Annotated in this window: 5 protein-coding genes; 4 read left to right on the plus strand and 1 reads right to left on the minus strand. The window is 71.8% G+C overall.

Annotated features, from left to right (window positions below; all coding sequences use genetic code 11):
• Positions 1 to 695: 695 nt before the first annotated feature.
• From ACFYZF_RS24265 to ACFYZF_RS24280, 4 genes are all read left to right on the plus strand, one after another.
• Positions 696 to 2,039, plus strand: coding sequence for an MFS transporter (locus tag ACFYZF_RS24265; protein ID WP_387024369.1), 1,344 nt, complete (start codon positions 696 to 698; stop codon positions 2,037 to 2,039).
• Positions 2,036 to 6,277 (plus strand): amino acid adenylation domain-containing protein, encoded by a 4,242-nt coding sequence (locus ACFYZF_RS24270; RefSeq protein WP_387024371.1) that lies wholly within the window; start codon positions 2,036 to 2,038, stop codon positions 6,275 to 6,277. Before ACFYZF_RS24265 ends, ACFYZF_RS24270 begins: the two co-directional genes overlap by 4 nt.
• Complete coding sequence (locus ACFYZF_RS24275; RefSeq protein WP_387024373.1) at positions 6,274 to 8,061, plus strand: non-ribosomal peptide synthetase; 1,788 nt, start codon at positions 6,274 to 6,276, stop codon at positions 8,059 to 8,061. Before ACFYZF_RS24270 ends, ACFYZF_RS24275 begins: the two co-directional genes overlap by 4 nt.
• 162 nt (positions 8,062 to 8,223) lie before the next feature.
• The gene (locus tag ACFYZF_RS24280; RefSeq protein ID WP_387024375.1) at positions 8,224 to 11,250 is read left to right on the plus strand and encodes an AMP-binding protein; all 3,027 of its coding nucleotides are present in this window, start codon (positions 8,224 to 8,226) and stop codon (positions 11,248 to 11,250) included.
• Between the two features lie 303 nt (positions 11,251 to 11,553).
• On the opposite strand, the gene ACFYZF_RS24285 is transcribed toward ACFYZF_RS24280, so the two are convergent.
• Complete coding sequence (locus tag ACFYZF_RS24285; RefSeq protein ID WP_387024377.1) at positions 11,554 to 12,447, minus strand: NAD(P)-dependent oxidoreductase; 894 nt, start codon at positions 12,445 to 12,447, stop codon at positions 11,554 to 11,556.
• Positions 12,448 to 12,517: the final 70 nt, after the last annotated feature.

The raw sequence follows: 12,517 nt of genomic DNA on the forward strand, positions 1-12,517 counted from the left end.
AAGCGACGCGGCGTCCGGTGCTGGCCGCCCCTTCGGGCGGCGGACCCGTCCCGCCGGTCGCGCCGGCCATCGTAGCCCTCGGGGGACAGGTGGTCGCAGCCCTGGTGGCGACGTAGACGGCTCCGGGCTGCGGTCACTCCGCGTAGCGACGGCTGTGCATTTTGGATCGGTGTCGGCGACCGGGCCGCCGGGGTCGGCACGGCTCCCTGAGTGCCCTTGATCACCCGACCGACTCCTGCTAGCGTCGGGGCCGCATCAGACATCAACTGCGTTGCATGTGCTAATTGTGGCTACAGATAGTGACCGCGGGAGATGTGGCGACGTGACAATTGGTGGACGCACCCAGGTATGACCGACCGTCTCCCGAGCGGCATGTCGTCAGGCGGCATCCCCTGAGTCACGTCCCCGGCGGACCGGTCGACCAGTAACGACCGGCATGGTCCGATCGGATGCCGCAACCCCGACCGTAATCGGGACCCGGCCGGGCCGACCGGCGGGTTTCCCCTGCTCAGGCCTCATTCGGGTGGCCAACACCCACCCCCGTCGGCCCCGCCCACCCGGTGGCCCGGTCCGGCCGGTGGACGTAGGTGAGCCGGATCTGCCCGTCGGCGCGGGTGAAGCGCCAGCACCACGGGTCGGTGCGGCCAGCGCACCGCGGTCCGGCGAAGCATCGAGGCGGAAGGACGATCAGTCAGGTGGCAAGCTTCAGAGGCGTTGCCGGTTGGCCATCGCGTTGGTGGGCCAGCGTCCGCGACCTGCCGAAGGTCGAGGCCATCCTGCTCGTCAACACCCTCGTCGGGTGCGTCGGGTTCGGTCTCTACACCGCGGTCAGCGTGATCTACTTCTCCACCTTCGCCGACGTGTCGGCGGTGCAGGTGGGGCTCGGCTTCTCCCTCACCGCCTCGGTCTGGATCTTCGCGGCTGGTTCGGTCGGCCGGCTGGTCGACCGGATCGGGCCACGCGAGACGACCATCGGAGCCGGTGCGGTGCAGGGACTCCTGCTCGCCTGCCTGCCGCTGATCAACGGCGTCGCGTCGTTCCTGATCCTGATGTGCACCCTCGGCATCGCCGAACGTGGCGCGAGCGTCAGCCGGGAGGCGCTGCTGGCGCAGCTCGTCGACGACAAGCGCCGGGTGGCCACCGCCGCCCGGAGCCGGAGCATCGCGAACATCGGCCTCTCGGTGGGCACCGCCCTGGCCGGCGTCGCGCTCGCGGTGAACACCCGTACCGCGTTCGTCGTGCTGCTGGTCACCTACGCGGCGCTCACCCTGGGGGTCAGCGCGATCAGCCTTCAGTATCCCCGGGTGCCCGGCCGGCGGGAAACCGTCCGGACCGGCCCCAGAGGCGTCTTCCGCGATCCGCCGTTCCTCGCGGTGTCCATCCTGGCCGGCCTCGTCTCGATCTACGACACGGTGCTGGTGATCGGTCTGCCGCTGTGGATCGCCCACCATACCGACGCCCCGGCCACGATCTTCGCCGGACTAATGATCACCAACACCCTGCTCATCGTTCTTTTCCAGGTCCGCGCCGCACGCAACGTCGAATCGGTGCCCGACGCGCGCCGGGCCCTCATCCAGGGCAGCCTGGCCGCCGCGCTCGCCTGCGCCATCTTCGGCGTCACCGCCTGGACCGACACCGCCGTGCTGGCCGGGGCCGTCCTCTCCGCTGGCGTCCTGCTGCTGACCGCCGGTGAGCTGCGCGCCGCAGCCGCCGACTGGTCCCTCCGGTTCGAGCTGGCACACCCGGAGGCCCAGGGCGAGTACGGGGCCATCCACTCCCTCGGTTCGACGACCCGGTCGATCTGCGGTCCGGTCCTGGTGACCTACCTCCTGGGCGTCTGGGCCGACGTGGGCTGGCTCGCCCTGGTCGTCATCTTCCTGCTGCTCGCCGCCGCGACCGGGCCGGTCGTCGGGTGGGCGCAGCGCACCCGCGTCCGATACACCCCCGCCGGCAGCAACCCCGGGCCGGTCCCCTCCACCATCGACAGCGTCGCGGACGAACCGGTGCCGACGGCGCAACCCGAGGGAGCGACCCGATGAGCCGGCCCGTGCCCGCCAGCCCCGAACAGCGTCGACTGTGGCTGGTCGACCGGCACGAGGAGGGAGGCGCCGCCTACACCGTGCCACTGGTCTGGCAGGTGTACGGCGAGCTGGACGTGCCGGCCCTCGAAGCGGCGGTGGACGCGCTGGTGGCCCGGCACGAGGCGCTGCGCTGCACGTTCGTGGACGACGGCGACAAGGTGCACATGCTGGTCGGCGAGCCGGCCGGCGGCAACCTGCGGGTGTCGACCGGGCAGGCAGCCGCGCAGGCCGAAGCCGAGCTGGCCGCGTTCCTCGACCGGCCGTTGAGCCTGCAACGCGGTGAGGTGTTCCGGGCGGCGCTCTGGACGCTGCCCGAGCAGGAGGCGTTGCTCGCCCTGATTCTGCACCACGCCGTGGTGGACGGCTGGTCGGTTGCCAACCTGGCCGAGGATCTCTCCACTCTCTACGCGGGGCTGGCCGGCGCCGCGGGGGCCGGCACCGAACTGCCGCCGGTTCCGGGGATGGCCGAACTGGCCGCCCTGCAACGGCGGGAACGCACCGAGCAGACGCAGCAGGAGGCGGTCAGCCACTGGCGGGAGACGCTCCGGGGAGCACCCGCCGAACTCGACCTTCCGGTCGACCGGGCCCGCCGCCCCGATCTGCTCGACTGGCGTGGTGGCATCCGTACCCACAAGCTGGACCGGTCGACGGCGCAGGCACTCAGGAAGCTGGCCGCCGAGCGTCGCACCACCCCGTTCGTGGTGGCGGTGTCGGTGCTCGGGGTCTTCCTCGCCCGATGGTGCAACGTGGTGGACCTGGTGATCGGTGTACCGGTCGCCGACGACCGCGACGAGGTGACCGAGCGGGCGGTGGGCTTCTTCGTCAACACGCTGCCGATCAGGCTCGATCTCAGCGGCGACCCGTCGTTCGACGAGGTGATCAGCCGTACCCAGGCCCGCGCGTTCGAGGCGCTGCTGCACCGCGAGGCCCCGCTGGACCTCATCATCCGGTCGCTGGAGCTGGACCGGACCCCCGGGACGCATCCGCTGTTCCAGGTCATGATGACGTACCAGAACGTGCCGGAGATCCACCTGCGGCTCGGGTCCAGCCGGGCGCACGCCCGTCCGGTCTACCCGGCGGGCGCGAAGTTCGACCTGTTGATCGATCTGGCGCCCCACAGCGAGGGACTGAACGTGCGGTTCGAGTACCGCACGGCCCTGTTCGACGACCGGTCGATTGCCGAGGCCGTCGGCTCGTACGTCGAGGTTCTGCGACGCTGTCTCGCCGACCCCGGGGTCCGGGTGGGCGAGATCGACCTGCTCCCCGGGGAACAGGTCGCCGAGCGGCCCGACGGGTCGGAGCCGGTGACGGCCGTGCCGTCGCCGGTGCTCTCCCTGGTCGCGGACGCGGTCCTCGCCGCGCCCGACGCGGTCGCGGTGACCTGTGGAGATGTTCGGCTCACCCGGCGTGAGCTGTGGCGGGCCGCTCTCCGGCTCGCCGCCCGGCTACGCGCCGCCGGTGTCACCGAGGGGGTGCCGGTCGGCTCGTACCTTCCCCGGGGTGTCGGTCTCGTGGTGTCCGTGCTGGGCATCTGGGCGGCGGGCGGCGTGTACGTGCCGTTGGACCCGCAGAACCCGCTGCCGCGCAACCTGTTCATCCTCGACGACGCGGGGATCGGGGTGCTGGTCGCCGACCGGGCGGTCCCCGAGCTGGGCCGGCGCACCGCGGTGCTGCTGGGGGAGGACGGCGACACCGGTCCGACCATCGGGGAGTTCCTGACCGACCCCGGGTCACCGGCGTACGTCATGTACACCTCCGGTTCCACCGGCCACCCGAAGGGTGTGCTGGTGGAGCACGGCAGCCTGGCCGGGCTGATCGCGGAGATGGAGCGGCTGGTCCGGCCGAACGCAGCCGACCGGATGGTCGCGTCGACCACGGTCACCTTCGACATCTCGCTGGTGGAACTGCTGCTGCCGCTGACCACGGGCATCGAGTGTGTGGTCGCGGACTCCGGGATCGCGGCCGATCCGGTCCGGCTCGCCGAACTCGTCCGGGACCGTGGCGTGACCGTGGTGCAGGCGACGCCGAGCGTGTGGCGGATCCTGGCCGAACACCTCGACGGCGGGGTACGGGTGGCGATCTGCGGCGGGGAACCGCTGACCGTGGAGGTCCGCGACGCGCTGCTGGGCCTGGCCGGACAGGCGTTCAACGGGTACGGCCCGACCGAGGCCACCGTCTACTCGTCGGCCTGGGAGATGACCCCCGGGGACATCTCCGTCGGCGTGCCACTGCGCACCAACCGGTTCCTCGTGCGGGACCGGTGGGGCCGTCCGGCCCCCGCCGGCACCTGGGGCGACCTGTGGATCAGTGGTCCGGCGCTGTCGCGCGGCTACCTCAACCGACCCGAGCTGACCGCCGAGGCGTTCAAGACGATCGACGGGGTCGGACGCGGCTACCGCACCGGTGACCGGGCCCGGCGTACCCGCGACGGCCAGTACCAGCTACGCGGCCGGGTGGACGACCAGTTGAAGCTGCGCGGCTACCGGATCGAGCCGGGCGAGGTGGAGAGCGCGATCAACCGGCTGCCGGGGGTGAACGGTTCCACGGTCGTCGCGGTCGAGGTCGACGACAACCGTAGCCTCGCGGCCCTGGTGGTGCCCACCGAGCGCGACGGGGCGGGCGCCGCCGTCGATGACTGGCGCACCCAGTGGGAAGAGGTCTACACCGACCTCGACCGGTCGGAGTTCAGTGGCTGGACGAGCAGCCTGACCCGCGAACGGTACCCGGACGGGGTGATGCGGGAGTGGGCCGGCCACACACTCGACGCGCTCACCCGCCTCGGGTTCGAGCATGTGCTGGAGATCGGCGCGGGGTCGGGCATCGTGACCCGGCCGCTGGCCCGGAAGGCCGCGACCTGGCTGGCCACCGACATCTCGGCCCGGTCGGTGGACGCGCTGAACGCGGACCGGGAGACGCTGGGCCCCGGTTTCGCGGCGCTGCTGAGGTCGGCCGACGAATGGGACGGCCTGCCGGACCGGTTCGACCTCATCGTGCTCAACTCGGTGATCCAGTACTTCCCGACCCGGGAGTACCTCGACCAGGTGCTGGGCGCGTGTCTGGACCACCTGTCGCCCGGTGGCCGGATCTTCCTCGGTGATCTCCGCTCGTGGCCGCTGGCGCGGGCGCACTACCGGGCGATGGCAGAGGCACGCCATCCGGACGCGGACGGGCCGCGACTGGCCGCAGCGGCCGACCAACTCGCCGACGCCGAACGGGAACTGCTCGTCGACCCGGGGTACCTGTACCGGCTCGCCGGGTCCCGGGGTGACCTGCGGGTCTCCCTGCGGCCCAAGCACCTGGACGCATGGAGCGAGATGTCCGCGTTCCGGTTCGACGTGGTGTTGACCAGGGCCGGGGCGCCGACCGCGCCCGACCGCACCCCCGGTGAACACGCCTGGCAGACCCCTGAGTCGTTCGAGGGGATCTGTGCCCGGGTGGGCGACGGCCTCGACCCGGCGGTGGTCCGGGGGATTCCGAACGCCCAGAACGCGGCATGGCTCCCGGCCCCGGAGCCCCGGGTGCCGGTGACCCCGGCGGCGCTGGTGGATCTCGCCCGCGCCCACGGCTGCGTCGCTGTGCTCCGCGTCGACCCGCAGGACGCCACTCTGCTCTGCGCCTACCTCGACCGGTCCGCCACGGCCGCCCGGCGGTACGCGGAGTGGGACGCCGCGCGGGCCACGGTGGATCCGTCCCGGCCACTGGTCAGCGAGCCACGGCGGTCCCCCGCAGCCGGGTTCGATCCGGAGGACGCGATCGAGCGGCTGCGCCGGATCCTGCCGCCCTACCTGGTGCCCCACGTGATCGTCACGGCGCCGGCGCTGCCACGGTTGCCCAGCGGCAAGGCCGACCGGAACCGCGCACGGCGGCTGGTGCTCGACCACGTGCAGGCCCGGCAGGGCCGCACCGCGCAGCCGGCCGACCCGCTGGAGGCGGCCGTGCGGGACGCCTGGGCCCGGGTGCTCGGCCATGACGGCTTCGGCCGGGCGGACAGCTTCTTCCGCCTCGGCGGTGACTCGCTCGGCGCGGTACGCGTGCTGGCGGACCTGCGCCGCCGGCTCGGCGTGCGGCTCCGCCTGCCGCAGTTCGTCCAGGCGCCGACGTTCGCCGGACTGTGTGGGCTGGTGCGGACGCTCGTGGCGGCCGAGGACGGCGGGAACAAGTCAGGTTCGCCGACGATGAGGGGAGAGACGCCGTGACGGGTTCAGCGGATGCGCCGGTGGTCGTCGACACGTTGCCCGGGCTGTTCCGGGCGGCGGTACGGACGCATCCGGACCGCCCCGCGGTCAGCGACGGCAACCGCCGACTGACGTATGCGGAACTCGACCGGGAGTCCGACGCCGTGGCCTCCGGGCTACGGGCCCGGGGCGTGGCCGTCGAGGACCGGGTCGGGCTCTACGCCGAGCGGTCCGTCGACCTGCTCGTGGCGGTCCTCGGCATCCTCAAGGCGGGCGCCGCCTACGTCGCGGTGGACAGCCGCTACCCGGACGCCCGGCGCGACCTCATGCTGCATACCAGCGGCGCCAAACTGGTCATCTGCGCGCCGGGCTGGCTCGACCGGCTGCGGGAACTCCCCGTAGACGTGGTCACCCTGGCCGAGGTGACCCGGTCGGAGCCGGCGCCGATGCCGGCCGTCGAACCCGCCAGCGCGGCGAACGTCCTGTTCACCTCCGGCTCGTCGGGGCAGCCGAAGGCGATCGTTCTGGAACACCGGAACCTGGTCTCGCTCGCGCTCAATCCGGGACTGCCCCAGCTCACCCCGGCCGACCGGTCCGGGCAGATCTCCAGCGTGTCGTTCGACGCCTTCAACATGGAGCTCTGGACGGCGCTGGCCGTCGGCGCCGAGGTGGTCGTGCTGCCCGACGTACCGGATCTGCTGGCGGCCGACTTCCAGCGGCAGCTCAGGCGGTACGGGGTCACGGTGATGGTGGTCCCGACGATGGTGGTCAACCAGGTGGTCCGGGCGGACCGCGACGCGTTCGCCCCGCTACGCCTCGTCCGGGTCGGCGGGGACGTGCTCCAGCCGTCCGCCTGCCGCGACCTGCTCGGCGGCCGGTTCTCCGGTGAGCTGTACAACATGTACGGACCGGCCGAGATCACCACGGCCTGCACCGCGCACCTGGTGACGATGGCCGACGCCGAGAGCGACCTGATCCCCATCGGCCGGCCGCTGTCCGGGGTGACCGCCCACGTGCTCTCGCCGGACCTGCGGCCCACCGCCGACGGGGAGATCGGCGAACTGTTCGTCGAGGGACCGGGGGTGGCCCGTGGCTACCAGGACCAACCGGAGCTGACCGAGGAGCGGTTCCGCACGCTCACTGGCAACGACGGTGCTCCGGTCCGGGCCTACTGGACCGGTGACCTGGTCCGTCGCCGGCCCGACGGCGTACTGGAGTTCATCGGCCGGGCCGACGACCAGGTGAAGATCCGGGGTTACCGGGTGGAACCGGGCGAGGTGGAGCGGGGCCTGCGCCGCCAGCGGCAGGTGCAGGAGGCGGTCGTCCTGCCCGACGGTACGGGTGACGACCGGCGGCTGATCGCCGTCGTGGTGGTCGACGGCACGCCCAGCGTCGCGGAGTTGCGGGCCCAGGCCGAAGGCGACCTGCCGGACTTCATGGTGCCCAGTCACTTCATCGTGGTGCCGCAGATCCCGGCCACCGACCACGGCAAGCGGGACATGCCGGCGCTGCGCGAACTGCTGGACGCCCACCGCCTGCGCCGGGACAGCTACCTGCCGCCGGGTACGGACACCGAGCGGTATCTCGTCGAGTTGTGGGAGCGGCTGCTCGGGGTGGAGAACATCGGCAGCAACGAGAACTTCTTCGCGTTGGGTGGCCATTCCCTTCAGGCCTTCCAGATGCACCGGCGGATCAGCCGGGACCTCGGGGTGAAGCTGCCGTTCCAGGCGCTGCTGTCCAACACCGTCCTGGCCGAACTCGCGGCCCTGATCGACCAGTCCGTGGCGGGGGGCGACCCGGCGTGACGGGCGCAGCGGGCATCGACCTCACCGCCGTCGACCTGTTCGTCCGGGGCGCGCGGTCGAACTTCATGCTCGGCATCACCTCCCTCCCGGTGCGGGTCGTCTGAGTCGGGCGGTCCCGCCGCTGTTCCGCTGCACTGCCCCGCCACCAGGAGAGTGAGACCGATGGACAGCCCGTACGCCCTCGGTGACCGGATCGAACAGGTCGTCGCGACCCGCGTCCGCCAGCGGCCCGACGCGACGGCGGTCCAGCAGGGGGAACGCCGGGTCAGCTACGGCGAGCTGTGGGCGCAGGCGTCCACGGCCCAGGAGGCAGTCCGAGCCGGCGGTGTATCGGCCGGTGACGTCGTCGCCGTGCACATGGAACGCACCCCGGAGCGGGTGGCGGCCTTTCTCGGCGTGCTGCTGGCCGGGGCCGCGTACCTGCCCCTGGATCCCCGGTGGCCCAGGGACCGCGTCGACGGGGTGGTGGCACGCAGCGGCGCGTCCCTGGTCATTACCGACGACGAGCAGCGCTTCGCCGGGACCGGTCTGGTCAGCCTCTCGCCGGACGTGTTCACCGGGTCACCCCGGCCGGTGGCGCCCGACGCGCCGACCGGTCGACCCGGACTCGACGGTGCCGCCCCGGCCAGCGTGTTCCACACCTCGGGCTCGACCGGCCGGCCCAAGGGCGTTCTCTCCCCGCACCGCGGCACCTGCCGGGTCCTGGTCAACTCGCCGACCATCCCGCTGGATTCGACCACCGTGTTGTTGCAGGCCGTACCGGTGCCGTGGGACATGCACTCGTTGGAGCTGTGGGGGGCCCTGCTCAACGGCGGTCGCTGTGTGCTGATGGACCGCGACCAGCCGGCCCTGGACGCCGAGGCGCTGCGCGCCGGGATCGCCCGGGGGGTGAACACCCTCTGGGTGACCAGCTCGTTGTGCAACGTCTTCGCCGACGAGTGCCCGGAGCTGTTCCGCGACATCCGGGTCCTGGTCGTCGGTGGGGACCGGGTGTCCGCCCCGCACCTGCGCCGGATTCTCGACGCCGCACCGGAGCTGCATCTGGTGAACCTCTACGGGCCAGCGGAGTGCTCGATGGCGGCGACCACCCACGTGGTGACCCACGCCGACCTGGTGGACGGCACCGACGACGTGCCCATCGGTCGGCCGGTGCCGCAGACCGGGGTGGTGCTCCTCGACGGCACCGGGGAGATCGCACTCTCCGGTGACGGGCTGGCCCTGGGCTACCTCAACGACCCGGACGAGACCGCGCGCCGGTTCTTCGACCGGGACGGTGTCCGTTACTACCGCACGGGTGACCGTGGCGAACTCGGCCCGGACGGCGAGTTGCGGTACCGGGGCCGAATCGACCGGCAGTTCAAGATCCGTGGTGTGCGGATCGAGCCGGGCGAGGTCGAGGCGGTGCTGCGGTCGTACCCGTCGATCGCCTCGTGCGCGGTGCTGCGGGTGACGCGGCGCGCCGGTGACGCGGAGCTGGCCTGCGTCTTCAGCTCCACCGACGGGCGCCCGGTGGACCTCGCGCCGCTGCGCGACTTCGCCGCGCGCACCCTGCTCGACGCGATGATCCCGACCCGGTTCCACCAGGTCAGCCGGCTACCGCTGACCCCGAACGGCAAGCTGGACCAGGCCGAGCTGCACCGGCTGGTGTCGCACGCCCCGGCCGGGGCCGCCGACGACGCCGTGGACCCGCTGATGGCGGAGGTACGCGACCTGCTCGACCTGCCGGAGGTGACGGCCTCCGACGACCTGCTGGCAGCGGGCGCCACCTCCCTCGACGCGATCCGGCTCGCCGCCCGGCTGACCGGCCGCCTCGGTGTCCGTTGCACGATCGCGGACATCTACCGGCGGCGCTCGCTGGCCGGCATCGTCGACGCGCTCGACGCGACCGCGCCACGGGCCGCGACGCCGCTGGTGCCGCTGGCCGCCAGCGGCCCGGCCCCGCTCTCCCACGCGCAACGCCGGTTCTGGCTCGCCGAGCAGACCGCCCCCGGCCAGGCCGACAACATGCTGGTGCTGGCCTATCTGATGACCGGCACCCCGCATCCGGACGTGCTGCGGCAGGCGTTGACCGACGTCGTACGGCGCAATCCGGTGCTGCGCACCAGCTACGGCTGGGACGACGACTTCCCGATCCAGCAGGTGCTGGACGGCGACGCCGTCGTGCTCAGCGTCGAGGATGTGGTCCTCCCGGCGGCGGCCACGGTCCAACTGGCCGCCGAGCAGGCGACCATGGACTGGTGGAGCCGCCCGTTCGAGCTGGAGGACGAGATCCCGGTCCGGGCCCGGATCTGCCGGCTCGACGAGGGTCGGCACCTGCTCTGCCTGCACGTGCACCATGTCGCGTTCGACGGCTGGTCCGAATCGGTCTTTCTGGCGGACCTCGCCGACGCGTACGCGGCCCGTCTCGCCGGGGAGGACAGCCCGACTCCGGGCGAGCCGGTCTCCTACCGGGACTTCGCGGTGTGGGAGCAGGCGAACCTGGAGCACTGGGGTCGTACCGAACTGCCCTTCTGGCGGGACACCCTCAAGGGTGCGCCGGCCCCGTTTCTGCCGCGTCCGTCGGCCGTGGGTGAGGGGCCGCGGCGGGAACTCGAACTGGAGGTGGCGGCGGAGACGGTGGCCGCCCTGCATCGGGCCGCCGCCGCGAACGGGGGACCGCCGGTGTCGGCCCTGATCACCGCCACCGGCAGGGCGGTGGCCGCCGTTTTCGGGGTACCCGACCTGCGTATCGGCACGGTTACCGCTGGCCGCTTCGACACCGAGACCGAGCGGATCATCGGGTACTTCGTCAACCCGCTCGCGGTGCCGGTGTACGACGTGCCGGACAGCGAGCCCGGAGCGCTGCTGCGGGCGGTCAGCGACAGTACGGTGGCTGCTCTGGAGCATGCCCGGATCCCCTTCGACGAGCTGGTCCGGGAGCTGCGGCCGGACCGGTCCCGGCATCCCTTCTTCCAGGTCTGGGCGGTGCTCCAGGCGGAGACGCCACCGGTGACGATGGGCGCGGACGTCGTTGTCGAACGGGTTCGGGTCCGGCCCCCCACCACCGCCGTCGAGCTGATGTTCGAAGCGTTTCCCCGCCCGGACGGTTCCTGGTCGCTGATCATGCTGTGGCGGGCCGACGGGATGACCGAGGACACCGCCGTGCGCCTGCTCGCCGAGATGGACGACGCCCTGCACACGCTGGGATGACGCACATCAACCCTGTCACCACTTCCGTGGACGCAACCAACCGGTGCCGGCCCCGGAAGCGTGAACGAACATGTCCGTCGTAAGCCGCTGTCTGAGCTGCCGTGGCCAGCGCTGGCCCGGGAACCGTGATTGATCTTTCTGACACCAGGTCTGAGATACCCAGACCGGAGGCGAGTTGCGGCAGCAGGCCCGCGGGGATGGTCTCAGTGAAGATCGCCAGGAACCCGGCTGCCGCGAGCGCGGGCAGTGCCGCCCAGGGCAGCCGCGGCGGCGCGACAACGCCCGTTGTTTCGGTGTCCGCGGTCACTGGTCGGTCTCGGTGAAGTCGCGGTGGCGCTGGAGGTCAGCGAGCGAGGCCCAGTCGTCGCGTCCGTGCCCGGTATCGATGGCCTCGGTCAGCAGTTCGGAGAGCAGATCGCCCAGGGGTAGTCGCAGTCCGGTCGCTGCGGCCTGGGTGCGAGCGAGGTCGACGTCCTTACGGCCCAGCACGGGCGTGAACCCTGCGGGTGTGTACTTCTCGGCGGCGATGAGCCGGCCGTAGTTCGTGTAGACGGGGCCCGGAGTGATGGTCGAGGTGAACAGCTCCACCACGGTGCCGGCGTCGATGCCGCCGCGCTCGACGATGCTGACCGCCTCCGACATCGACTGGATAGCCGAGGCGATGAGCACCTGCCCGGCGACCTTCACGACGTTCGCCTGCTGCGGCTGTTCGCCCACGGACCACACGCGAGCGCTGACCGCCTCCAGCAGGTGTCGTACCCGCTCGATCAGGTCGGGGGCTGCGGCGGTGACGATGTTGAGCTTGGCGGCCTCGGCGACGGGCACGCCGCCGAACATCGGCGCTGCCACGTACCCGACGCCCTGCTCGGCGTGCCCTGCGGCGGCTTCCTCGGCCAAGGCAGGGCTGATCGTGGCGAGGTTCACGTGCACTGCTCCCGAAGGGGCCGCGACGAGCGCTCCGCTGTCGAGGAACACCTCACGCACCGCCTGATCGTCGGCGAGCACCGAGAACACCATGGGCGAGGAGACGAACACCTCTCGGGCATGTGCCACCTCCACGGCACCCATGCCGAGCAGCGGCGCGAGCTTGGTCTGATCGCGGTTCCACACCGCCACCCTGTAACCGGCCTTGATGAGGTTGCGCGCGATCGCCGTCCCCATCCCGCCGGTACCGACCACAGTCACATCAGCAGTCATCTCCCACACCCTTCTGTTGGAACCGTTTCAAGCGGTTCCATACTAGCATCGACTTGCCGAGTGGAACTGC

Source organism: Micromonospora sp. NPDC001898 (assembly GCF_042891255.1).
GTDB lineage: Bacteria > Actinomycetota > Actinomycetes > Mycobacteriales > Micromonosporaceae > Micromonospora.